Source organism: Lentzea sp. NPDC036949 (assembly GCF_055608075.1).
In genome coordinates this window covers 143,551-167,623 of the sequence record NZ_JBVJRA010000008.1, presented here as the reverse complement: position 1 = coordinate 167,623, position 24,073 = coordinate 143,551, and the positions used below count along the sequence as shown (strand labels likewise).

At 69.4% G+C, this 24,073-nt stretch carries 19 protein-coding genes; 6 read left to right on the top strand and 13 right to left on the bottom strand.

What is annotated here, in order from left to right; genetic code table 11:
* The first annotated feature begins 213 nt into the window (after positions 1-213).
* The 4 genes from ACZ7CD_RS23575 to ACZ7CD_RS23560 all read left to right on the top strand — a co-directional run bounded on the left by ACZ7CD_RS23575 (position 214) and on the right by ACZ7CD_RS23560 (position 8,040).
* The gene (locus ACZ7CD_RS23575; RefSeq protein WP_470379676.1) at positions 214-1,038 is read left to right on the top strand and encodes a hypothetical protein; all 825 of its coding nucleotides are present in this window, start codon (positions 214-216) and stop codon (positions 1,036-1,038) included.
* A gap of 301 nt (positions 1,039-1,339) precedes the next feature.
* Positions 1,340-5,056, top strand: a complete 3,717-nt coding sequence (locus ACZ7CD_RS23570; protein WP_470379675.1) for a multifunctional oxoglutarate decarboxylase/oxoglutarate dehydrogenase thiamine pyrophosphate-binding subunit/dihydrolipoyllysine-residue succinyltransferase subunit — start codon at positions 1,340-1,342, stop codon at positions 5,054-5,056.
* Positions 5,057-5,136: 80 nt separating this feature from the next.
* Positions 5,137-5,316: a DUF6104 family protein gene (locus ACZ7CD_RS23565; RefSeq protein WP_030471325.1), complete on the top strand. Its 180-nt coding sequence runs from the start codon at positions 5,137-5,139 to the stop codon at positions 5,314-5,316.
* 30 nt (positions 5,317-5,346) lie between these two features.
* Positions 5,347-8,040, top strand: a complete 2,694-nt coding sequence (locus tag ACZ7CD_RS23560; RefSeq protein WP_470379674.1) for an NACHT domain-containing protein — start codon at positions 5,347-5,349, stop codon at positions 8,038-8,040.
* A 6-nt stretch (positions 8,041-8,046) separates the two neighbouring features.
* Here the strand turns inward: ACZ7CD_RS23560 and ACZ7CD_RS23555 are convergent, their stop codons facing one another.
* Positions 8,047-9,039 (bottom strand): aldo/keto reductase, encoded by a 993-nt coding sequence (locus tag ACZ7CD_RS23555; RefSeq protein WP_360395209.1) that lies wholly within the window; start codon positions 9,037-9,039, stop codon positions 8,047-8,049.
* A 199-nt stretch (positions 9,040-9,238) separates the two neighbouring features.
* Here ACZ7CD_RS23555 and ACZ7CD_RS23550 point away from each other — a divergent pair, with 199 nt between their 5' ends.
* A complete protein-coding gene (locus ACZ7CD_RS23550) occupies positions 9,239-10,414 on the top strand; it encodes a S8 family peptidase (RefSeq protein ID WP_360395206.1) in 1,176 nt (391 codons plus the stop codon).
* A gap of 123 nt (positions 10,415-10,537) precedes the next feature.
* Here ACZ7CD_RS23550 and ACZ7CD_RS23545 read toward each other — a convergent pair whose 3' ends face one another.
* From ACZ7CD_RS23545 to ACZ7CD_RS23510, 8 genes are all read right to left on the bottom strand, one after another.
* On the bottom strand, positions 10,538-11,419 hold the full coding sequence (locus tag ACZ7CD_RS23545; protein WP_360395203.1) for a hypothetical protein: 882 nt from the start codon (positions 11,417-11,419) through the stop codon (positions 10,538-10,540).
* A gap of 63 nt (positions 11,420-11,482) precedes the next feature.
* Positions 11,483-12,631: an imidazolonepropionase gene (gene hutI, locus ACZ7CD_RS23540; protein ID WP_470370180.1), complete on the bottom strand. Its 1,149-nt coding sequence runs from the start codon at positions 12,629-12,631 to the stop codon at positions 11,483-11,485.
* The gene (locus tag ACZ7CD_RS23535; RefSeq protein WP_360395197.1) at positions 12,628-13,902 is read right to left on the bottom strand and encodes a formimidoylglutamate deiminase; all 1,275 of its coding nucleotides are present in this window, start codon (positions 13,900-13,902) and stop codon (positions 12,628-12,630) included. The genes hutI and ACZ7CD_RS23535 overlap by 4 nt, the downstream gene beginning before the upstream one ends.
* On the bottom strand, positions 13,899-15,068 hold the full coding sequence (locus ACZ7CD_RS23530) for an allantoate amidohydrolase (protein WP_360395194.1): 1,170 nt from the start codon (positions 15,066-15,068) through the stop codon (positions 13,899-13,901). The genes ACZ7CD_RS23535 and ACZ7CD_RS23530 overlap by 4 nt, the downstream gene beginning before the upstream one ends.
* Entirely contained in the window at positions 15,068-16,729 is a 1,662-nt protein-coding gene (gene hutU / locus ACZ7CD_RS23525; protein WP_360395191.1) for a urocanate hydratase, read from the bottom strand. The genes ACZ7CD_RS23530 and hutU overlap by 1 nt, the downstream gene beginning before the upstream one ends.
* Positions 16,726-18,231 carry a histidine ammonia-lyase gene (gene hutH, locus ACZ7CD_RS23520; protein ID WP_470370177.1) on the bottom strand — a complete coding sequence of 502 codons (1,506 nt, stop codon included), beginning with the start codon at positions 18,229-18,231 and terminating at the stop codon, positions 16,726-16,728. Before hutH ends, hutU begins: the two co-directional genes overlap by 4 nt.
* A 72-nt stretch (positions 18,232-18,303) precedes the next feature.
* On the bottom strand, positions 18,304-19,212 hold the full coding sequence (locus ACZ7CD_RS23515; protein WP_470379673.1) for a hypothetical protein: 909 nt from the start codon (positions 19,210-19,212) through the stop codon (positions 18,304-18,306).
* Positions 19,209-19,736, bottom strand: coding sequence for a SigE family RNA polymerase sigma factor (locus ACZ7CD_RS23510; protein WP_360395183.1), 528 nt, complete (start codon positions 19,734-19,736; stop codon positions 19,209-19,211). The genes ACZ7CD_RS23515 and ACZ7CD_RS23510 overlap by 4 nt, the downstream gene beginning before the upstream one ends.
* A 113-nt stretch (positions 19,737-19,849) precedes the next feature.
* Here ACZ7CD_RS23510 and ACZ7CD_RS23505 point away from each other — a divergent pair, with 113 nt between their 5' ends.
* Complete coding sequence (locus tag ACZ7CD_RS23505) at positions 19,850-20,635, top strand: IclR family transcriptional regulator (protein ID WP_360395180.1); 786 nt, start codon at positions 19,850-19,852, stop codon at positions 20,633-20,635.
* 67 nt (positions 20,636-20,702) lie between these two features.
* Here the strand turns inward: ACZ7CD_RS23505 and ACZ7CD_RS23500 are convergent, their stop codons facing one another.
* The 4 genes from ACZ7CD_RS23500 to ACZ7CD_RS23485 are packed head-to-tail and all read right to left on the bottom strand — an operon-like array spanning position 20,703 to position 23,987.
* A complete protein-coding gene (locus ACZ7CD_RS23500) occupies positions 20,703-21,602 on the bottom strand; it encodes an ABC transporter substrate-binding protein (protein WP_360395177.1) in 900 nt (299 codons plus the stop codon).
* Positions 21,599-22,261, bottom strand: coding sequence for an ABC transporter permease (locus ACZ7CD_RS23495; RefSeq protein ID WP_360395174.1), 663 nt, complete (start codon positions 22,259-22,261; stop codon positions 21,599-21,601). Before ACZ7CD_RS23495 ends, ACZ7CD_RS23500 begins: the two co-directional genes overlap by 4 nt.
* Before the next feature lie 8 nt (positions 22,262-22,269).
* Entirely contained in the window at positions 22,270-22,908 is a 639-nt protein-coding gene (locus tag ACZ7CD_RS23490; RefSeq protein WP_360395171.1) for an ABC transporter permease, read from the bottom strand.
* Complete coding sequence (locus tag ACZ7CD_RS23485; RefSeq protein WP_360395169.1) at positions 22,905-23,987, bottom strand: ABC transporter ATP-binding protein; 1,083 nt, start codon at positions 23,985-23,987, stop codon at positions 22,905-22,907. The genes ACZ7CD_RS23490 and ACZ7CD_RS23485 overlap by 4 nt, the downstream gene beginning before the upstream one ends.
* Positions 23,988-24,073 lie beyond the last annotated feature (86 nt).

Sequence of the window (24,073 nt, the reverse complement as noted above, 5' to 3'; positions counted from 1 at the left end):
TGCGGGCCGGGCACGTCGCCCGCCACATCGGCACCCAGGTCGAACAGCCACGGACCATGCGTTCGGGGTCCATCGCCGCACCGCGGCAACCTCCGCCCCGACCGCCCACCCGCCCCACAACACCAACCCCGCCCGTGGCGCCCCCCACGAAACCCTCGTGATCGGCCCCGTCCTCACGTACAAAGCGAACACCCCCACCCCCAGGAGCTCGCCGTGCCCGGTCGCCTCAAGGTCCTCTACGTCACCGACCTCTCCTACCCCGCCCGCGGCCGCCGGTACTGCGACGAGGACATCCACCTGACGTCCCGCCTGCGCGAGCACTTCGACATCGCGCTGTGCAACCCCCGGGACGCCGCCGCGTTCATCCGCGGCGGTGGCGGGTTCGACGTCGTGGTCGTGCGCAACAGCGGGCCGGTGATCGACTACCCGGAGGCGTACCGGGAGTTCAGGGAGGCGGCACTGGCGAGTGGCATCACCGTCTACAACCCGCTCACCGGCAAGGGCGACATGGCGGGCAAGCAGTACCTGGTCGACCTGACCGCGCTGGGGTTGCCGGTCATTCCCACGGTGGAGCGGGTCGCGGACGTCGGGCGGTTGCCGGAGGCGGAGCTGTACGTCGTGAAGCCGAAAGCGGGAGCGGATTCTCACGGGCTGGAAATCGTCCCGCGCGAGAAAATCCGGGACGAGAGCGACATGCTGATCCAACCGAAGGTCGACTTCAAATACGAGGTGTCGTTCTATTACGTCGACCGCGAGTTCCAGTACGCGTTGAACGCACCCGATCCCGCGCGGCGCTGGGAGCTGGTCGAGTACCGGCCGACCGGTGCGGACCTCGCGTTCGCGGAGAGGTTCGTCGAGTGGAACGGGCTGGAGCACGGCATTCAGCGGGTCGACGCGTGCCGGACGCGGGACGGGGAGCTGTTGCTGGTCGAGCTGGAGGACCTCAACCCGTACCTGTCGCTGGACCGGGTACCTGAGCGGACGAGGGACCGGTTCGTCGAGGCCGTGGTCAAGTCGATCACCGGTTCGGCCGGCTGACCGGAAGAGCGGGATCATTCCTCTGAGCGAAGTCGTCGTACCCGTCGTGATCTGATCACTGCGTTCGGTGTCCGTCCCCGGTCCGGGAGCGCGGTGGAAAAGCACGATGGGATGCTTCACAGCGAGTTTCACCTCAAGGGATGCTCAACTGCGGGTGACGTGAAGGCCGTCCTGATCGATCCTGTGACAGAGCACTCCTTGCCAGGTGCCTCCAGCGTGTGAAGGGCCACGCTGAGGGGACTAACCTGACTACCGCATGAGTCACCACCAAGAGCGAGATGGATAGAGGCGAGCGCCAGCCGTGTCCAGCAGCAGTCCTGCGTCACAGTTCGGGCCGAACGAGTGGCTCGTCGAGGAGATGTACGAGCAGTTCCTCGCGGACCCGTCATCCGTAGACCCGGCATGGCATGACTTCTTTGCCGACTACAAGCGATCGGGCGGGAACGGGAACGCCGCCTCGGCGAGCGCGGGTGGCACGACGACCACCACGACCGTGACGCCACCTGCCGCTGACACCGGCAAAGCCCAGGCCGAGGTCAAGGCCGCGCCGCAGCCCGCGGCCGCGAAGCCGGCGGCCGCCAAGCCCGCCGCCGCGAAGCCCGCCGCCGCCAAGCCCGCGGCTGCCAAGCCGGCGCCGCAGCAGGCCGCGAAGGCCGCCCCGGTCACGCCGAGCGCGCAGCCCGAGCAGAAGCAGCTGCGCGGTGCCGCCGCCGCCATCGCGAAGAACATGGAGCTGTCGCTCACCGTTCCGACCGCGACCAGCGTGCGTGCCGTGCCCGCCAAGCTGCTGGCCGACAACCGCATCGTCATCAACAACCACCTGAAGCGGACGCGTGGCGGGAAGGTCTCCTTCACCCACGTCATCGGCTACGCGGTCGTGCGGGCGCTGCAGGCGTTCCCGAACATGAACCGCCACTACGCCGAGGTGGACGGCAAGCCGTTCGTCGTCACGCCGGAGCACGTGAACTTCGGCCTGGCGATCGACCTGCCCGGCAAGGACGGGCAGCGCACGCTGGTCGTCGCCTCGGTCAAGGGCTGCGAGAACATGACGTTCACGCAGTTCTGGCAGGCCTACGAGGACCTGATCCGCAAGGCCCGCGGTGGGTCGCTCACGTCGGAGGACTTCTCCGGCACCACGATCTCGCTGACCAACCCCGGCACGATCGGCACGAACCACTCGGTGCCGCGGCTGACCGCGGGTCAGGGCACGATCGTCGGCGTCGGCGCGATGGAGTACCCCGCGCACTTCCAGGGCACCAGCGAGCAGGCGCTCACCGACATGGGCGTCAGCAAGATCATCACGCTGACCAGCACCTACGACCACCGCATCATCCAGGGTGCGGAGTCCGGTGAGTTCCTCAAGCGGATCCACCAGCTGCTGCTCGGCGAGGACGGCTTCTACGACGACATCTTCGCGTCGCTGCGGCTGCCGTACGAGCCCATCCGCTGGGTCGCCGACATCCCCGAGGGCGCCGTCGACAAGACCGCCCGCGTGATCGAGCTGATCGACGCGTTCCGCACCCGCGGCCACCTGATGGCCGACACGGACCCGTTGAACTACCGCCAGCGCAGCCACCAGGACCTCGACGTCCTGAGCCACGGCCTGACGCTGTGGGACCTCGACCGGGAGTTCCCGGTCGGCGGGTTCGCCGGTCAGGAGCGGATGAAGCTCCGCGACATCCTCGGTGTGCTGCGCAACTCGTACTGCCGCACGGTCGGCGTCGAGTACATGCACATCCTGGAGCCGGAGGAGCGGCAGTGGATCCAGGAGCGCGTCGAGGTCCCGCACGAGAAGCCCCCGGCCACCGTGCAGAAGTACATCCTCAGCAAGCTCAACGCGGCTGAGGCGTTCGAGACGTTCCTGCAGACCAAGTACGTCGGGCAGAAGCGCTTCTCGCTGGAGGGCGGCGAGACCGTCATCCCGCTGCTCGACGCGGTGCTGGACAAGGCAGCCGAGCACGAGCTCGACGAGGTCGTCATCGCGATGCCGCACCGCGGCCGCCTGAACGTCCTCGCGAACATCGTCGGCAAGCCGATCTCGCAGATCTTCCGCGAGTTCGAGGGCAACCTCGACCCCGGTCAGGCGCACGGCTCCGGCGACGTGAAGTACCACCTCGGTGCCGAGGGCAAGTACTTCCGGATGTTCGGCGACGGCGAGACCAAGGTGTCGCTGACGGCGAACCCGTCGCACCTCGAAGCGGTCGACCCGGTGCTCGAAGGCATCGTGCGCGCCAAGCAGGACCTCATCGGCATCGGCGGCGACACCTTCCCGGTGCTGCCGGTCGCCATGCACGGTGACGCGGCGTTCGCCGGTCAGGGCGTCGTGGCCGAGACGCTGAACCTGGCCCTGGTGCGCGGTTACCGCACCGGCGGCACGGTCCACATCGTCGTGAACAACCAGGTCGGCTTCACCACCGCGCCGGAGCACTCGCGGTCGTCGAAGTACTCGACCGACGTCGCGAAGATGATCGGCTCGCCGATCTTCCACGTGAACGGCGACGACCCCGAGGCCTGCTACTGGGTCGCGAAGCTCGCTGTCGACTACCGCCAGCGGTTCCGCAAGGACGTCGTGATCGACATGGTCTGCTACCGCCGCCGCGGTCACAACGAGGGCGACGACCCCTCGATGACCCAGCCGGCGATGTACGACGTGATCGACCAGAAGCGCTCGGTGCGCAAGACCTACACCGAGTCCCTGATCGGCCGCGGCGACATCACGGTCGAGGAGGCCGAGAAGGCGCTGCAGGACTTCTCCAGCCAGCTGGAGCACGTCTTCAACGAGGTCCGCGAGCTCGAGAAGCACCCGATCGTCGCGAGCCCGTCGGTCGAGTCCGAGCAGCAGGTCCCGGCGAAGCTGCCCACGGGCATCACCCGTGAGGTGCTGGAGCACATCGCCGACGCGCACGTGAACCTCCCGGAGGGCTTCACGCCGCACGCCCGCGTCAAGCCGGTGCTCGACCGCCGCGCCAAGATGGCGCGCGAGGGCGGCATCGACTGGGCGTTCGCGGAGCTGCTCGCGTTCGGCTCGCTCGCCCTGGAGGGCCGCAAGGTCCGCCTGGCGGGCCAGGACTCGCGCCGCGGCACGTTCGTGCAGCGCCACGCGACCCTGATCGACCGCAAGACCGGCGAGGAGTACACGCCGCTGCAGAACCTGTCGCCGGACCAGGGCAAGTTCATGGTCTACGACTCGGTGCTGTCGGAGTTCGCGGCGGTCGGCTTCGAGTACGGCTACTCGGTGGCGAACCCGCAGGCGCTGGTGCTGTGGGAGGCGCAGTTCGGCGACTTCGTCAACGGCGCGCAGCCGATCATCGACGAGTTCATCTCGTCCGGTGAGGCCAAGTGGGGTCAGCGTTCCGACGTCGTGATCCTGCTGCCGCACGGCCACGAGGGCCAGGGCCCCGACCACACGTCGGGCCGCATCGAGCGCTGGCTGCAGCTGTGCGCCGAGGGCTCCATGACCGTCGCGGTGCCGTCGACGCCGGCGAACTACTTCCACCTGCTGCGCCGCCACGCCCTCGACGGCGTCGACCGGCCGCTGATCGTCTTCACGCCGAAGTCGATGCTGCGCCTCAAGGCGGCCGTCAGCGGCACGGACGAGTTCATCAACGACCGCTTCCAGTCGGTGATGGACGACCCGACCGTCAAGGACCGCAACGCGGTCACGAAGGTCCTGCTGTGCAGCGGCAAGATCTCCTACGAGCTCCACTCGGAGCGGGAGAAGCGCGCGGCGAGCGACGTGGCGATCGTGCGCGTCGAGCAGCTCTACCCGGTTCCGGCCCGCAAGCTGACCGAGACCCTGGAGAGCTACCCGAACGCGAAGGACATCCGCTGGGTGCAGGAGGAGCCGGCGAACCAGGGTGCGTGGCCGTTCTACGGTCTCGCCCTGCCGGAGCTGCTGCCCGCGCACCTGTCCGGTGTGAAGCGGGTGTCGCGCCGCCCGATGGCCGCGCCGTCGGCCGGTTCGAGCAAGGTGCACGAGGTCGAGCAGCGCGAGATCATCAACCGCGCGTTCGAGTAAACCCGAGTACGCCCGAACGAGCCGCCGGATCCGACTGGGTCCGGCGGCTCGTTTTTCCAGCCCTCACAGGAGTTCAGGCCATGTACCACACCGATCGCGGCATCGAGGAGCTCGAGAAGCGGCGCGGCGAGGAGGAGGTCACGTTCGCGTGGCTCGCCGACAAGCTGCGGGAGTTCGTCGACGCCAACCCCGACTTCGAGACGCCGATCGAGCGCTTCGCCACGTTCCTGGCGCGCGACGACGACGACTTCGAGGACTAGTCCCACCCGAGGCGAATAAGGTGACGTCCCATGCCTTCAGAACGAATAGAAGGCATGGGAAAGATCCTCGGTCTGCTTGGTGCGGCCATCGCTCCACCGGTCGCCGCGTTCACCTTCTTACAAGCGCTGCAGACTTGGGCGAAGACGCACCCAGCGCTGGCTCTCGCGGCTTTGGTGGGCTACGAGGCCGTAATCCTCGGTATCGGCTTCGTGAGCAAGCTCGTCGGCGGAACTGCGGATGAGCTGAACAAGCGCTGGAAAGACCCCCTCGCGAAGACGATCGACGAGGGCGCTCGCCGACGACTGTCGCGCTATGAGCGCCGTTACCGCGATTTCGTCTTCGGCAACTTGAGGTACATCGACCTCAAAGGCCTTGCAACAATAGGATTCTACACGCCAGAACTTGATGAGGTCTTCGTTGACGTAAGCCTCGTGTACAGCGATCCCTCGACGATCCCGTCCGACGTCTTGGGACGATCGCAAGTCCACCCGGACAGGCATTTCATCGGTGATCTTGTTGACCAGTCGAAGCCTGCAGTGCTCGCTGTGATCGGCCCACCCGGCTGCGGCAAGACGACGTTGCTCCGCCACACCGCGTTGCGCATGTGCCGCCAACGGCACCGCCGCCGCAGGATTCCGGTGCTGCTCTACCTGCGCGACCACCTCCAGGCCATCACAGATGGCACTCCACTACCGGATCTGATCGACAAGGCTGCCCCGACTGGATGGTTCGAGCGAAAGCTGCGCGCCGGTTCATGCGTAATTCTCCTCGACGGGCTCGACGAGGTAGCGGACCAGAACAACAGGCACGAGGTGTCCGACTGGGTGGAGCGCCAGGTAAACCGCTACCCCTCGAATGACTTCGTGATCACGTCTCGTCCACACGGGTACCAATCGGCGCCAATCTCGGGCGCCGCCATCGTGCAGGTACGCGGCTTCACCGACAAGCAAGTCACAACGTTCGCGCGGAGCTGGTACCTGGCGTTCGAACAGCGCAGCACCGGCAAGAAGTCCTCCGAGGTGGCCCGCCGAGCCGAAAGCGAGGCGGCCGACCTCCTTAAACGACTGCACGAGACCCCCGCACTCTACGAGCTGACCGTGAACCCCTTGTTGCTCACCATGATCGCTAATGTGCACAAGTTCCGGGGCGCGCTACCCGGCAGTCGCGTTGATCTCTACAGTGAGATCTGCCAGGTGCTGCTGTGGCGGCGCCAGGAAGCCAAGAAGCTCTCGTCAGAGCTGAATGGCGAACAGAAGATGACACTCCTGAGCGGGCTCGCCTTTTCAATGATGAGCCGCAAGCTTCGCGACATCAGCCGAGAACAAATCGAGACGGAGTTCCGCACGTCCCTCAAGCGAATGGCACGCGACATGGACGAGATCGGCTTCCTCGCCGACATGACGTCCAACGGACTCCTTTTGGAACGTGAGCGGGATTCCTTCGCTTTCGCGCACATGACCTTTCAGGAATATCTTGCCGCTCATCACGTGCGGGAGAAGCAGTTGACCCGCGTACTGGTCGACAAGGTCGATGACGTGTGGTGGCGTGAGACGATTCTGTTGTACGTGGCGCGCACGAGCGCCGATCCGATAGTTCAGGCATGCTTGGACTCGGGATCGATCCGCGCGTTGTCGCTGGCGTTCGACTGCGCCGAGCAAGGCAGTGAACTGGCACCGGAACTACGAGCCGAACTTGACCGGATGCTGGACACCGTGACCGATCCGGAGGCCGACACCCAACTACGCGAGCTCATGATTTTTGTCGTATTGCAACGGAACTTGCACAACTTCGTCCGCGCAGAGCAGGGAACACGCCTGTGCGCCAGTCCAGTACCCGTGCACATTTACAAGTTGTTCCTCGAGTCCCACCCGCAATGCGTGCCCGATGCGCCCTTGGACGCTCCTGACCAGCCCGTTCGCGGAGTAAGGCTTGAGGATACACTTGACTTCGCCGCATGGCTCAACAGCAAGACCGCCAGCGAGACGACCTTTCGCCTGCCAAGCGACAGTGAGCTGAAGTCGTCACCGCTGGCAACAAAGCCAGGTCCACTGCTTCCATGGACCGCAGAAGACAACGGGGCAACAACTGAAGACTGGGTCCTTCGCCGGTCCACCCAGTTCGGGATCACACTGGCAGAGCTACATGCTGATTTACAAAAAGATTTCAGCCTGTTACCTGACGTGACAGATTGCGCATACCGAGCAAGAATTGCGCACGACGGCGCCCAAAATCTTTACCTCCCCTACCTCGAGCTTGAAACCCTGAATTTTGAACACCCCCCAACCACCGACTACGCAGCTGCGGTGGGCCGCACGATCAATGAAGCGCTCAAACGCTCGGACGCCCAATCAAGAGCCGCTTTCGCGGAAAGTTTCCCACGGGCTTTCGTCGACGTGATCCGCCGCAAGGGAAGCGGCAACTACCTGGCGATCCCCAGCTTGATAGCCGCCTCAATCACAGCGGTACGGACTGCACCGATGAGCCGTTGGGGAAAACGCTCAGTCATGAACTTCGCCGCTGTAGCGGAGAAGGCGCTCTCTCGAGCCACTCCGCTCACACCGACACTGGCGGCCGAGTTGCGGATCGCCGCGATCTGCCTGTCGGAAGAAACCGCTAGAAACGAATCAGATTTCTGGTGGATCGCCGTCGGCGTGTCGGTCATGCAACGACGCGCCGACGGCAGGCTCCCCGCGAACGAGACGATCCTCCTGGCTACTGACTGATCGGCATCACCAGGCGTAGGCCTCGGGGGCCGGCTTGGAGCCGTTGGGAGCGGGGGCCGGGAAGAGTTCGTCGAGCTTCGAGAGAACGTCCGCGTCGAGCTTCAGCTCCGCCGCCCGCAGCGAGCTGTCGAGCTGCTCGCCGGTGCGCGGGCCGATGATCGGCGCGGTCACGCCCTCCTGGTGCAGCAGCCACGCGAGACCGACGTTCGCCGGGTCCTCACCGATCTCCGCGCAGAGCTTCTCGTAGGCGTCGATGGCGTCGCGGTGCTTCTCCAGCGCGTCCGAGGAACGGCCGGAGGCGCTGCGGGAGGCACCGCCTTCGCGCTGCTTGCGCAGCACGCCGCCGAGCAGGCCGCCGTGCAGCGGTGACCACGGGATGACGCCGAGGCCGTAGTGGCGCGCGGCCGGCAGCACCTCCAGCTCGATCCAGCGGGTCATCAGGTTGTAGATCGACTGCTCGGACACCAGGCCGAGGAACCCGCGGGTGCGCGCGGCTTCCTGCGCCTGGGCGAGGTGCCAGCCGGCGAAGTTCGACGAGCCGAAGTAGATGACCTTGCCCTGCTGGCGCAGGACCGAGAAGGCCTCCCAGATCTCGTCCCACGGCGTGTCCCGGTCGACGTGGTGCATCTGGTACAGGTCGATGTAGTCGGTCTGCAGGCGCTTCAACGAGGCGTCGGCGGCGCGGCGGATGTTCAACGCCGACAGCTTCGTCTCGTTCGGCCACTCGCCCATGCTGCCGTAGAGCTTGGTGGCGATGACGGTCTTCTCGCGCCGGCCACCGCCCTGCGCGAACCACCGGCCGATGATCTGCTCGGTGACGCCCTCGCCCATCTTCCAGCCGTAGACGTTGGCGGTGTCGAAGAAGTTCAAGCCGTGCTCGTGGGCGCGGTCCATGATCGCGTGGCTGTCGGCCTCGGTCGTCTCGGGGCCGAAGTTCATGGTGCCGAGGCACAGGCGGGAGACAGAGAGGCCGCTGCGGCCGAGGTTCGTGTAGTCCATGGCTCAACCCTGCCCCTCCCGGCAGTGCTTGGCCACGTGGAGCTGCTCCAGGTGCGCCCGCCGCGGCCCTTCACAGCCGCCACAGCTCGGCCACAGTTTTGACAGTATTGCCGGCTGAATTTTCGAACCTCCCATTTCACCCGTTGGTGCGGTTAAGTTCGTCACGTTCCCCAAGTTCATTCCCTGCCAGGAGGAACCAATGGCACGACAACGAGGTCGTGTAGCGGTTGCGGCGGCACTCGGCATCGCTTCCACGGCGATCTGGGCGCCCACCGCGGTCGCTGAGCAGGCCGTGCTGCCCGGTGCCGGCGAGAAGGCCGTCGAGGGCAGCTACATCGTGGTGCTGAAGGACGGCGCGCACACCCCTGCCGCGACGCTGGCCTCCCGCTACCGCGGCACGGTCCGGCACACCTTCACGACCGCGCTGAACGGCTTCTCCGTGGCCGGTCTGTCCGAGCAGCAGGCCCGCAGGCTGGCGGCCGACCCCGCCGTCGACTTCGTCGAGCGCAACACGTTCGCGACGATCCAGGGCACCCAGGCCAACCCGACCTGGGGACTCGACCGGATCGACCAGGCGAGCCTGCCGCTGAACCGCTCCTACACCTACCCGAACACCGCCGGGAACGTGACGGCGTACATTCTCGACACCGGCATCCGCAAAACGCACGTCGATTTCGAGAACCGCGCCTCGGACGGTTACGACTTCATCGACAACGATTCAGTGGCGCAGGACTGCAACGGCCACGGAACACATGTCGCGGGCACCGTCGGCGGTAAGTCCTACGGCGTTGCCAAGCAGGTGAAGCTCGTCGGCGTGCGGGTGCTCGACTGCGCGGGCAGCGGCCCGTGGGACGGCATCATCCGCGCGATCGACTGGGTCACGCAGAACGCGAAGAAGCCGGCCGTGGTGAACATGAGCCTCGGTGGCAGCGGCACGAACAGCTCGTTGGAGAACGCGGTGCGGCGCTCGATCAGCTCCGGCACCACCTACGTGCTCGCCGGCGGCAACAGCGGCCAGGACGCGTGCGGCTTCACCCCCGCCCGCACCCCCGAGGCGATCACCGTGGGTGCGTCGGACCGCAACGACCGGCGGTCGATCTGGTCGGCGGGCTCGTCGAACTACGGCCGGTGCCTGGACATCTGGGCGCCGGGCAGCGAGATCGTGTCCGCGTCGCACAGCAGCGACACCGGCACGCGCTCGATGGGCGGCACCTCGATGGCCTCCCCGCACGTGGCGGGTGCCGCGGCGCTGTACCTGAGCGCCAACCCGTCGGCGACGCCCGCCCAGGTGCGCAACGCACTGGTCGGCGCGGCGACGCCGAACAAGCTCACCGACACCAGGACCGGTTCGCCGAACCTGCTGCTGAAGGTGTGAGACATGCCGTCGTCGTCACTCCCTGCACCGGCGACGGCCATCCTGCGCCCTTGATGCTCCGGCCGAATGCGGCTCGGCCGTGAGCGTCGATCCACCGGGGGCGCCTCGCGGTGGGAGTGGGTACTAGTCCCACTCCCACCGCACTCCGTAGATGCCCGGCTTCGCGTTGCGCACGTGGATGTGGGTGGACGCGGTGGTCCCGATCCACAGGTCGGACACCGCGGTCTCCGGTTCGTGCAGCGAGGGCCGGGTGAACTCGAAGCACCGCGCGGGCACGGCGTCGGGGTGGAAGTCGATCTGCAGCACGTAGTCGCCCACCGGCCGCAGGAACCGCCGGTCGCAGACCTCGCTCTCCGCGCCGGGCCGCATCTTGGCCGTGTAGTCGACCAGGGCGGTCTCCCCCGCCCGCAGCATCCGGTCGAACAGGATCTCCGCGACGAGGAACCCGGTGGTGTCGTCGCTGCGCACGCGCCCGAGCCGGCACGGCGGACCCGCCTCGACCGTCGCGACACCGAGGTCGGTGGCGTCGGCCAGCTGGATCGCGAGGAACCGGTCGACCCCGTCCTCCAGTGCCTGCACGACACCGGTGCAGTGCATCTCGACCTCACGCCGGTCCGGCCCGATCACCTGCCGGTCGCGCACGGTCAGGTAGGTCGACGCGGTGGGTTGCAGGCGGTCGATCCGCGCCATGACCTCACCGAGGTCGGTGGCCCGCGAGTCCCACATGTCCTCCAGCGACATCGCCTGCCCGACCCAGCGGCCGCGGGGGCGCTTGTCGCCGAGGCGGTCGGTGAGGTGGCCCTCCGCCAGCCCGAGGAGCTCCTCCAGCGCCGTGACGACCTTCAGCGACTCGGGGCGTTCCGGGCGGCTGCGGCCGCGGCGCCAGTAGCTGAGCGTCGACACGCTCACCTGCATGCCGCGGGCGGCCAGGTGGTGCTGGATCCGTTCGAGGCTGAGCCCGCTGTCGTCGACGGCCCTGGTCAGCGCGTCCGCGAAATCCGCCACGGGTGGAACCATACGGCCGCCGGACCCTGCGCCAGTAGGCCCACCCGGAGGGTTACAAGATCGCTATCTCGTTCGGTGCCAGATCACCTGTTCGCCGTTCTTCCAGACGGCGTGCGTGAGCGGCACGCCGGGCCGGTAGGCGAGGTGGGTGATCGACGGCGCGTCCAGCACGTGCAGGTCGGCGCGGGCACCGGCGCGGATCACGCCTACGTCGTCGCGGCGCAGGGCCAGCGCACCGCCGAGCGTGGCGGCGCGGACGGCCTCCTCGACGCTCAGGAACATCTGCAGCACCGCGGTCGCCACGCAGAACGCCATCGACGAGGTGTAGGACGAGCCGGGGTTGCAGTTGCTGGCCAGCGCCACGGTCGCGCCCGCGTCGAGCAGGGCCCGTGCCGGAGGCAGCGGCTGGCGGGTGGACAGGTCGCAGGCCGGCAGCAGCGTGGCGACCGTGTCCGACGACGCCAGTGCGTCGACGTCGGCGGCCGAGAGGTAGGTGCAGTGGTCGACGGAGGCGGCGCCGAGCTCGACGGCCAGCCGGACGCCGGGGCCCTCGCCGAGCTGGTTGCCGTGCACGCGCAGGCCGAGGCCCTTCTCCCGTGCCGCGAGCAGCACCGCCCTGGACTGGTCGTGGTCGAACGCGCCCTTCTCGCAGAACACGTCGGCCCAGCGCACCAGCGGCGCCACGGCGTCGAGCATCTCGCCGCGCACCAGGTCGACGTAGGTGTCGGCGTCCTCGCCGGGCGGGACGAGGTGGGCACCGAGGAACGTGACCTCCTCGACGTGCTCGGCGGCGATGCGGGCCGACCGCACCTCGTCGCGGACGTTCAGGCCGTAGCCGGTCTTGGTCTCCAGGAACGTGGTGCCCTGCCGCAACGCCTCGGCGACGTGCCGGCGCACCCCCTCGGACAGCTCCTGGTCCGACGCCCCGCGGGTCGCGCCGACGGTGACCGCGATGCCGCCCGCGGTGTAGGGCTGACCGGCCATGCGCGCGCCGAACTCGGCGGTGCGGTCGCCCGCGAAGACCAGGTGGGTGTGCGAGTCGACCCAGCCGGGCAGCACCGCGCGGCCCTCGACGTCGACCTTCACGTCGGCGGCGGGGGCGTGTGCGGCGGACCCGACCCACGCGATCCGGTCGCCGTCGACGACCAGCGCGTCCCCGGTGTCGTCGGTGTTCGTGGTGAGCTCACCGATGCCGGTGATCAACACGCTCATGCCCACAGCTCCTCGATCGCGGACGCCAGCAGCCGGCCGACGTCTCCCAGGGTCTCGTGCACGCCACCGGAGGCCACCACCCGGCCGCCGACCACGACGGTGTCCACGTCGGACGCCGTCGCGGACAGGAACACCTGCTCCGGCAACGACCCGGCGGTGCGCGGGGTCGAGCAGCTGATCGCCACCAGGTCGCAGGGCGCGCCCGGTTCGATCCGCCCGCCGTCGCGGCCGAGCGCCGAGTGCCGGGTGGCGGCGGCGCGCAGCTCGACCGGCGAGAACCGGCCGCGCTGCCCGGTGCGGAGGCGTTCGCCGTGCTCCAGCGCCCGCGTTTCGAGCAGCGGGTCGACGACGGCGTGCTGGTCGCTGCCCAGCGACAGCGGGCTGCCCGCGTCGGCGAGCTCGCGGGCCGGTCCGATGCCGTCCGCCAGGTCGGCCTCGGTGGTCGGGCAGAAGCACGCGCCGGTGCCGGTGCCGCCCAGGGTGGCGATGTCCTCTGCCGTGAGGTGGGTGGCGTGCACGGCGGTGGTGCGCGGGCCCAGCGCCCCCGCCTCGGCCAGCAACGCGGTCGGCGTCAGGCCGTAGGCGGCGAGGCAGGCCTCGTTCTCCGCGGGCTGCTCGGAGAGGTGCACGTGCAGCGGCGCGTCCGGAAACGCTTGCGCCACCACGGGAAGCTCCGCGCGCGGGACGGCCCGCACGGAGTGGATCGCGGCACCGACCAGCATCACGTCGTCGGCCTTCAGCTCCGCGACGCGGTTCGCCCACGCCTCGGCGGTGCCGTCGGAGAACCGCTGCTGCACCTCGTTGACCGGCTGGTCGATGCCGCCGGCGAGGTAGCAGGTGTCGAGCAGGGTGAGCCGGATGCCCGCGTCCGCCGCGGCTTCCCGCAGCGCGTACCCGAACTCGTTCGAGCGGTCGTGCACGTAGTGGAACTCGCCGACGGCCGAGACCCCGGCGAGCGCCATCTCCGCGTAGACCGCGCGGGCCAGGCGGTAGTAGGACTGCGGCGTCAGCTTGGACGCGAGGGCGTACATGCCCTCGCGCCACGTCCAGAACGTGCCGCCGCCGTCGTGCGTACGGCCCCGGAGCGCGCGGTGGAACGCGTGCGAGTGGGCGTTCGCGAAGCCCGGCACGACGACGCCGTACAACCGGCGCACGCCCAGCGGGATCGTGTCCACGGTGGACACACTCGCGATCTTCCCGTCCTCGACCCTGATCAGCACCCGGTCCGCGAGGCCGTCGGGCAACCAGGCCCGCTCGCACCAGAAGTTCATGACCCGAGGTGTTCGATCGTGGCGGCGAGGGCGCGCACGCCCTCGTCGACGTCGGCCTGCTCGGCGAACTCCTCCGGCGCGTGGCTCACGCCGGTCGGGTTGCGCACGAACAGCATCGCCGTCGGCACGTGGGCGGCGAGGATGCCGGCGTCGTGGCCCGCCCCCGTCGGCAACGCCGGAACGCCGCCGAGCGCACCCGCGATGTCGTCCCGCAGCGCGCTGTCGAAGTGCACCGTGTCGCCGTACGACTCCTCGGTGATCCGCAGCTCGCAGCCCTCCTCCTCGGCCGCCTGGCCGGCTGCCTCGGAGATCTCCGCGACCATCGCGCGGGTGCGTGCGTCGTCGCTGTCCCGCGCGTCGAGCCAGACGTCCACGGTGGACGCGATGACGTTGGTGCCACCGGGGTTGGGGACGAGCCTTCCCACGGTGGCACGGCCGCCACCCCTGGCCGCCTTCCTGGCGGCGAGGACGAGCCGGGACGCGGGGAGCATCGGGTCGCGGCGGTCCTCGATCAACGTCGCCCCGGCGTGGTTGCCCTCGCCGGAGAACGTGAAGCGCCACCGGCCGTGCGCGAGGATGCTGCTGGCCACGCCCACCGGCACGGTCAGGCCGCGGCCCTGTTCGACGTGCAGCTCGACGAACCGGCCGATGCGCCGCAACGCCCGTTCGTCGCGCCCGACCAGGTCCGGGTCGTGGCCGGCCGCCTTCATGGCCTCGGCCAGGGTGACGCCGTCCGGGTCCTTGAGCGCCAGCGCCTTCCCGGGCGGGATGGCCCCGGTCAGGAGCCTGCTGCCGAGGCAGGCGACGCCGAACCGGCCGCCCTCCTCCTCGGCGAAGACCGCGATCGCGAACGGTCGTGCGGGCTGGAAGCCCTTGGCCTGCAACAGGTCAACGGCCTCCAGCGCCGACGTGACGCCGAGCGGGCCGTCGAACGCGCCGCCACCGGGCACGGAGTCGAGGTGGCTGCCGGTGACGAGCGCGTCGTCGCCGGGCTCGCCCCACCACGCCCACAGGTTGCCGTTCCGGTCGGTCTCCACGCCGAGACCGCGCCGGACCGCCTGCTCCACGAACCAGTGCCGCAGCTCCAGCTCGGGCTTGTCGTACCCGTGCCGCGAGTAGCCGCCGCGCTTCGAGTCCCTGCCGACGTCCGCGATCTGGTCGAGCATCAACCCTCCACCGGACTGTGCATCATCGGGATGCGGACGCCCTTGTCCGCGGCCACGGTCTTCGCCTCGTCGTACCCGGCGTCCACGTGCCGGATGACGCCCATGCCGGGGTCGTTGGTCAGCACGCGCTCGATCTTCTGCGCGGCCAGCTCGGTGCCGTCGGCGACGGTGACCTGGCCGGCGTGGATGGACCGCCCGATGCCCACGCCACCACCGTGGTGCAGCGACACCCACGTCGCACCCGAGGCCGTGTTGACCAGGGCGTTCAGCAGCGGCCAGTCGGCGATCGCGTCGGAGCCGTCGGCCATCGCCTCGGTCTCGCGGTACGGCGAGGCGACCGAGCCGCAGTCGAGGTGGTCGCGGCCGATGACGATCGGCGCGGACAGCTCACCGGAGGCGACCATCTCGTTGAACTTGAGGCCCGCCAGGTGCCGTTCGCCGTAGCCGAGCCAGCAGATGCGGGCGGGCAGGCCCTGGAACTCGACCCGCTCACCGGCCATCTTGATCCAGCGGTGCAGCTGCTCGTTCTCCGGGAACAGCTCCAGGATCGCCCTGTCGGTCTTCGCGATGTCGGCCGGGTCGCCGGACAGCGCGGCCCAGCGGAACGGGCCCTTGCCCTCGCAGAACAGCGGCCGGATGTAGGCGGGCACGAAGCCGGGGAACGCGAACGCCCGGTCGTAGCCGCCGAGCTGCGCCTCACCGCGGATCGAGTTGCCGTAGTCGAACACCTCGGCGCCGCGGTCGAGGAACCCGACCATGGCCTCGACGTGGTCGGCCATCGACTTGCGCGCGCGGTCGGTGAACTCGTCCGGCTTCGCGGCCGCGTAGTCCTGCCACTCGTCGAGCGGGACGCCGACCGGCAGGTACGCCAGCGGGTCGTGCGCCGAGGTCTGGTCCGTGACGATGTCGACGGGGACCTCGCGGCGCAGCAGCTCGGGCAGGACCTCCGCCGCGTTGCCCACGACGCCGACGGACACGGCCTCACCGGCGGCCTTCGCGGCCAGCACGCGTTCGATCGCCGAGTCCAGGTCGTCCGCGATCTCGTCGAGGTAGCGGGTCTCCAGGCGGCGCTGGGCGCGGTGCGGGTCGACCTCGACGCACAGCGCGACGCCCTCGTTCATCGTCACGGCGAGCGGCTGCGCGCCACCCATGCCGCCGAGGCCCGCGGTGACGGTCAGCGTGCCCTTGAGCGTGCCGTTGAAGCGCTTGGTGGCGACGGCGGCGAACGTCTCGAACGTGCCCTGCAGGATGCCCTGGGTGCCGATGTAGATCCACGACCCGGCGGTCATCTGCCCGTACATCGTGAGGCCCTCGGCCTCCAGGCGGCGGAACTCGGGCCAGTTCGCCCAGTCCGGCACGAGGTTCGAGTTCGCGATGAGCACCCGCGGCGCCCACTCGTGCGTGCGCATGACGCCGACCGGGCGGCCGGACTGCACGAGCAGCGTCTCGTCGGCCTCCAGGTTCCTCAGCTCACGCGAGATCGCCTCGAACGACGGCCAGTCGCGCGCCGCCTTGCCGGTGCCGCCGTAGACCACGAGGTCCTCGGGGCGCTCGGCGACGTCGGGGTCGAGGTTGTTGTGGAACATCCGCAGTGCGGCCTCGGTCGGCCAGCTCTTCGCGGTCAGTTCGGTGCCGCGGTCGGCGCGAACGGTGGTCATCACAGAGCTCCACTTCGAATCAGGGCCTCGGCGGCGGCGATCTCGGGCGCGAGGTGGCGGTCGGGGCCGGGGCCCTGGACGGTCTCGCGCAGCTTCGCCACGGCGGCGGCGGTCGCGGGGGCGGGCTTGAGGGGCGCGCGCAGGTCGAGGGCCCGCGCGGCGGTGAGCAGTTCGACGGCCAGCACGGTCGTGAGCCCGTCCACGGCCTTGCGCAGCTTGCGCGCGGCGGACCAGCCCATCGACACGTGGTCCTCCTGCATCGCCGACGACGGGATGGAGTCGACGGAGGCGGGCACGGCCAGGCGCTTGAGCTCGGACACGATCGCCGCCTGGGTGTACTGGGCGATCATGTGGCCCGAGTCGACACCGGGGTCGTCTGCGAGGAACGGCGGCAGGCCGTGCGAGCGGGAGACGTCGAGCATGCGGTCGGTGCGGCGCTCGGCGATCGAGGCCACGTCCGCGACCGGGATGGCGAGGAAGTCCAGCACGTACGCGACGGGCGCGCCGTGGAAGTTGCCGTTGGACTCGACCCGGCCGTCGGCCAGCACCACCGGGTTGTCGACGACCGACGACAGCTCGCGGTCGGCCACCGTCGCCGCGTACGCCACGGTGTCGCGGGCGGCGCCGTGCACCTGCGGGGAGCAGCGCAGCGAGTACGCGTCCTGCACGCGGGTGCAGTCGGGGCCGCGGTGCGAGGCGACGATCTCGGAGTCCCGCAGGAACGCGAGCATCCTGGCCGCCGAGAGGTTCTGACCGGGGTGCGGGCGCAGCGCGTGCAGCTCCGGCTCGAAGACGCGGTCGGTGCCGAGCAGGGCCTCGACGCTCATCGCGGCGGTGAGGTCGGCGACGTCGAGCAACCTGGTCAGGTCGGCGATCGCGAGCGACAGCATGCCGAGCATGCCGTCGGTGCCGTTGATCAGCGCGAGGCCTTCCTTCTCGGCCAGCCGCACCGGCTCGATGCCCGCGGCCCTGAGCGCGTCGGCGGCCGGGACGAGCTCGCCGGCTGCGGTGCGGACCATGCCCTCGCCCATCAGCGCGAGCGCGCTGGCCGACAGCGGCGCCAGGTCGCCGGAGCAGCCCAGCGAGCCGAACTCGTGCACCACCGGCGTGATGCCGGCGTTCAGCATCCCGGCCATCGCGTCGACGGTGGACAGCCGGACACCGGTGTGGCCGGTCGCGAGGGTGCGCAGCCGCAGCAGCATCAGCGCCCGCACGACCTCGCGCTCCACCTCGGGGCCGGAGCCAGCCGCGTGCGAGCGGATCAGCGAACGCTGCAGCTGGGCGCGGCGGTCCGGCGGGATGTGCCGGACGGCGAGCGCGCCGAACCCGGTCGAGACGCCGTAGGTGGGGCGTTCGGCCGTGGCGAGCTGCTCGATGTGGCCGCGGGCCGTGCTGACCGCCTCGCGGGCCGCCTCGGTGATCGCCACCGGCGCACCGTCGCGGGCGACGGCGTGGACGTCCTCCAGGGTCAGCGGCTTCGGACCCAGCTCCACCGGTTGTGTCATGCAGACATCACAGCGCTCCGGGACCGCCTCAGCGACCCCGGAGCGCTCGATCGTGTCTGGGACTCCAGACGCCTACAGGCCGCGGCCGATCCAGGCCGTGTCCGGCTGCTCGACGACCTCGACCTCGTTGACCAGCTCGACCAGCTCGTCGGACCAGGAGCCGGCCGTCGCCGAGATCCACAGGCCGCCGTCCTGGACCGCCACGGTGTTGCCGTTGCGCACGCCCTGCTTGCCGCGCACGGTCAGCGGTTCGTTCGGCGCGGGCAGCTCCGGCTTGTCCGTCGCCACCTGCACGGACACCGAGTTCCTGCCCAGCGACGAGTGCCACCTGTCCGGTGCGGTGCCGCGCACGACCTCGGCGTACCTGCCGTCGAGCTTGAACGGCGGCGCGTGCGTGATCTTGGCGTCGGCCCGCACCGACTCGGCCACGCGCAGGGCGATCTCCCGCGCGTCGCCCACCCCGGTCACGGACACGTCCAGGACGTCCTGCGCCTGCCAGACGACGGTGGCGGCGTCACTCCTGACCTGCACCCTGGCCTCCAGGCCGCGAACACGGGTCAGGTCCCACCCGCGGACGTCCGGCATCTCGCCGTGCACCCTGAGCACGAGGCCCGGGTTGCCGTAGGGCGCGGCGCCCGCGGGACCCCACACCCTGGTGGGCCCCGCGTTCGTGGCGCGGAGGCTCTCGACGAACCCGGCCGGCAGCCAGTGCGGTGCGTACTTGAACGGAACGTCCTTGCCGGCGTCCTGCGCGAGCGCCGCGGCGGCGTCGTTCGGGTTCGGCGGGGTGTACCGCTCGCTCGCGACGAGTCCCGTGAAGATCAGGACGGCGACGGCGGCGACTCCGGCGGTGGCGATGAGGAAGACGTTGCGCTGCCTTTTGCGCTTGCGGCGCAGCGCGTTCAACGTCGGTCCGGGGTGCGGGGTGCGTTCGGCGAGCTGGCCGAGCGCCTCCTTGATCAGCTGTTCGGTGTCGTTCACGACAGGCCCTCCCCGAGCCGCAACCCGACACCAGCGGGCTGCGGCGTGTGGTCCATCCGGAGTGTGGCCAGCGCACGTGAGATGTGGCTGCGCACGGTTCCCTCGGCACAACCGAGCATCTGTGCGATCTCCGAGTCCTCGTAGTTCTCGTAGTAGCGGAGCACCACGGCCGCCCGCTGTTTGCGGGGCAGCCTGGCGATCCGCTGCAACATGGCTTCCCGCTCGTCGTAGTGGTGCGTCGTGTCCCCGACCGGCGGTGTGACGGACTCCAGGGTGGTCGTGCAGAGGGCGACGTCCTTGGCGGCCCTGCGTCTGCGCCACGAGAGGTACTCGTTGGTCACCATGCGCTTGACGTAGGCGTGAGGGAGGTCGACTGAACCGATGCGGTCCCACTTCTGCTGCGCGCGCAGCAGGACTTCCTGGACCACGTCCTGGGCCAGGTGTGGGTCGCACGTGAGCACGGTGGCGTAGCGCAGCAACGGGGTCACCTGTTCTGCCACGAAGTCATCGAAACTCGGTGTCAATCCCGACCCCCTTCAAAACCGTCACACCACTCCAACGCACCCGCGGCCCGTTCTGTTGAGTGTGCACTGACGGCGGATCGGCGTGGGCTGGATCACGTGGGAAAATCACCGGTGTGGGCAGCAGCAGTGATGTTCCCGCGTTGCGGCGAGGGCTCGCGGTCCTGCGCCTGCTGGCCGGCCGTCCGGGCCCGGTCTCCGCGGCGTCGGTGGCGCGTGAGCTCAACCTGCCCAGGTCAACGACCTACCACCTGCTCTCGGAGCTGACCGAGGCCGGTTTCGCGACGCACTTCCCCGAGGAGAAGCGGTACGGCCTGGGCGTCGCGTCGTTCGAGCTCGGCTCCGCCTACCTGCGCCACGACCCGCTGGAACGGCTCGCGCGCCCGTTGCTGCGCAAGCTCGCCGACCGGATGGAGAAGGTCGCCCACCTGGGCGTCCTGCACGGCTCGGAGGCGCTGTACCTGGTCCGCGAACAGCCCCGGCAACCCCAGTCGATCGTCTCCGACGTCGGCGTCCGCCTGCCCGCCCACCTGACCGCCTCCGGCCGCGCGATGCTCGCCCACCTGCCCCCGGCGCAGGTCAGGGCGGTGTTCCCGTCGGTGGCGGCATTCGTCGACCGCACCGGCCGCGGCCCGCACAACCTCCCGGCGCTGCGGCGGCTGCTGACCGTAGAACGACGGCAGGGCTGGGCCGTCGAGGACGGGTTCGTGACAGCCGGCTTCGCCTCCGTGGCGGCCCCGGTGTTCGACCACGGCGAGCGCCCGATCGCGGCGATCACGCTGACGTTCCGCCACCTGTGCGACACGCCGTGCGGTCAGACGTGGCCGGACCTGGCGAAGGAGGTCCGCAAGGCCGCCGAGGAGCTGACGCTGCGGATCGGCGGTCACGCGGCGCACACGTGACAAGGGCGTCTGCAAGTACCACCAACAGCGTGTTGGTAGTACTTGCAGACGCCCGAGAGGCAGAGCGTCAGAGACCGACCGAGGCCAGCCAGTCCTTCGCGACCTTGTCCGGCTCCGGCTTGTCCGGCGCCGCCAGCTTGGCGTTCAGGTCGAGCAGCGTCTTCGTGTCGAGCTTCTTCGAGATGCCGTTGAGAATCCCGCGGACCTGCTCCGACGCCTTCTTCTCGTTGATCAGCGGCAGCACGTTCTGCGCCGCGAACACGCTCTTCGGGTCCTCCAGCGCCACGAACTCGTTGGCCGAGATGGCGGTGTCGGTGGTGAAGAGGTCGGCGGCCTGCACCGTGCCGTCCTTCAGGCCCGCGACGGTGACCGGGCCGCCGACGTCGAGCGCCTTGAAGGACTTGAACTCGCAGTTGTACTTCTCCTTCAGGCCGGGCAGGCCGTCGGGACGGGTCTGGAACTCCGGCGGGCCGCCGAAGACCATCTCCTTGCAGTACGGGACGAGGTCCTCGATCGACTTGAGGCTGTACTGGGCAGCGGTCTGCTTGGTGACGACGACCGCGTCCTTGTCCTCGGCCGCGGACTTGTCCAGCACGGTCAGGCCCTGCGGCAGCGACTTCTTCAGCGCCGTGTAGACCTCTTCCGCGGCCACCTCGGTCGCGTTCTTGTTGACGTGCTTGAGCAACACGCCGGTGTACTCGGGGATCAGGTCGATGGAACCGTCCTGGACGCCCTTGAAGTACAGCTCCCGGTTGCCGATGTTGAGCTTCTTGGAGACCTTGACGCCCTTGGCGGACAGGGCTTCCGCGTAGATCTCGGCGAGCAGGCGGGACTCCGGGAAGTTGCCGGAGCCCACGACGATCGTGTCCGTCGGGGCCGGGTTGTTGCCACCTCCGCCGGACAACGGGTCACCACCGCACGCCGACAGGAGCACGACCGCAGCAACAGCCGTGGCGATGCGCTTCATTTCTTTCCTCCGGTTCCCACTGGACGCAGCCCTGGCGAGACCGTCAGCCGTTGCAGGCCGGCGAACGCCAGGTCGACGAGGACGGCGAGCAGTGCGACGAGCACCGCGCCGGCGAGCATCTGACCGAATTCCTGGAGGGCGAGGCCGTCGAAGACGAACCTGCCCAGACCACCCGCGCCGGTGTAGGCGGCGATGGTGGCCGTGGCGACGACCTGGAGCGCGGCGCCCCGGAAACCGCCGTAGATCAAGGGAAGAGCGTTCGGAATCTCCACCTTCAGCAGCACGCCCGACTCGCGCATGCCGACACCGCGCGCGGCGTCGACGATCGCCGGGTCCACCGCGCGGATGCCCGCGTACGCGCCCGCCATGATCGGCGGGATCGCCAGCAGCACCAGCGCGACGTACACGGGGAAGTCGCCCAGCCCCGCCCACAGCACGACGAGGATCAGCACTGCCGTCGTCGGCAGCGCCCGCAGCGCGTTCGACAGCCCGACGACGACGAACCCGCCACGGCCGGTGTGGCCGACGAACGCACCGAGCGGCACGGCGATCACGGCCGCGATCAGCAGCGTGAAGAACGTGAACCCGAGGTGTTCCAGCAGCCGCACCGGAATCCCGGTCTCACCGCTCCAGTGCGCGGGGTCGAAGAGCCAGCCCATCGCTCAGCTCACCTCCCCACCCGTGCCCACGGCGTGAGCAGCCGTCCGGCCAGCAGCAGCACCCCGTCCGCGAGCACCGCCAGCACCACCGTGCCGATGAGGCCCGCGACGACCTTCTCGGTGTGGTCGTTCTGGTAGCCCTCGGTGAAGAGCTGGCCGTACCCGCCGAGGCCGACGAGCGCGCCGACGCTGACCATGCTGATGTTCGACACCGTCGCGACCCGCAGGCCCGCCACCGTGACCGGCAGCGCCAGCGGGAACTCGACGGTGAGGAACCGGCGCAACGGCCGGTAGCCCATCGCGTTCGCCGCCGCCACCACGTTGCCGGGCACCGCGGCGAGCGCGTCGGCGACCGAGCGCACCATCAGCGCCACCGTGTAGACCACCAGCGGCACGATGACGTTGATCTCGTCGAGGATCTGCACGCCGAGCAGCACCGGCGTGATCACGATCAGCGCGATGGACGGGATCGTGAACAGGATGTTGGAGAGCGGGAACAGCACCGCGCGCGCCGGCTGCGACCGGCTGGCCCACCACCCGAGCGGGATCGAGAGCACGAACCCGATCACCACCGGCAGGAGGGCGAGCCGGACGTGAACCTCCGTGACTTCCCAGAACTTCTCCCAGTTCTCGAAAATCCAGTTCACTTGGGGACCTCACCCGCCGCGCGGGCCTTCGCGAGGGCCTTGATCACGTCGTCGGCCCGCACGACGCCGATCACCGCGCCGGAGCCGTCGACGGTGACGCCGAGCGCGGACGGCGAGCTGAGCGCCGCGTCGAGCGCGCCGCGCAACGAGCCGCCGTCGTAGAGGGACCCGCCGGAGACGAGGTGGTCCTCGCTGACCAGCACCTCACCGTCCACTCCGGACAGCCAGCCCTTCGGCCTGTTCTGTTCGTCGACGGCGAGCGTCCAGTCGGTGACGGTGACGCGTTCGCCGATCCTGGCGGTGGCGACGGGGTGCACGGGCACGTCCGCGTGCAGGAACGTCAGGGTGCGGTAGCCGCGGTCCCTGCCGACGAACGACGCCACGAAGTCGTTGGCGGGCGCGCTCAGCAGCTCGGCCGGCCGCGCGTACTGCGCCAGGTGGCCGCCGGTCTGGAACACGGCGACCCGTTCGCCGAGCTTGAGCGCCTCGTCGATGTCGTGGGTGACGAACACGATGGTCTTGTCGAGCTCGGCCTGCAACCGCAGCAGCTCGTTCTGCAGGTCCTCGCGCACGACCGGGTCGACGGCGCTGAACGGCTCGTCCATCAGCAGCACCGGCGGGTCGGCGGCGAGCGCGCGGGCGACGCCGACGCGCTGCTGCTGGCCGCCGGAGAGCTGCGCCGGGTACCGCTTGCCGAAGCTCGGGTCCAGCCCGACGATCTCCAGCAGCTCCGCGGCGCGCGTGCGGGCCTTGCGTCTGTCCCAACCGGACAGCAGCGGCACCGTGGCGACGTTGTCGAGGACGGTGCGGTGCGGGAACAGCCCGGCCTGCTGGATGACGTAGCCGATGCCGCGCCGCAACGTGGGCGGGTCGACCTCGAGCACGTCCTCGCCGTCGACCAGGATCGTGCCCGAGGTGGGGTCGATCATGCGGTTGACCATGCGCAGCGACGTCGTCTTGCCACATCCGGAAGGACCGACGAACACCGTGATGGTGCCCGCCTCGACCACGAGGTCGAGCTGATCGACAGCGATGGTCCCGTCCTCGAACCGCTTGGTGACGGCCCGGAACTCGATCACCCTTCGGATCCCTCCGGTCGTGACGGTCTCCCCGGTTCGGACCGCCCTGGATGCAGATCCCTGAGACCTTAACTCGTTCGGCGTAC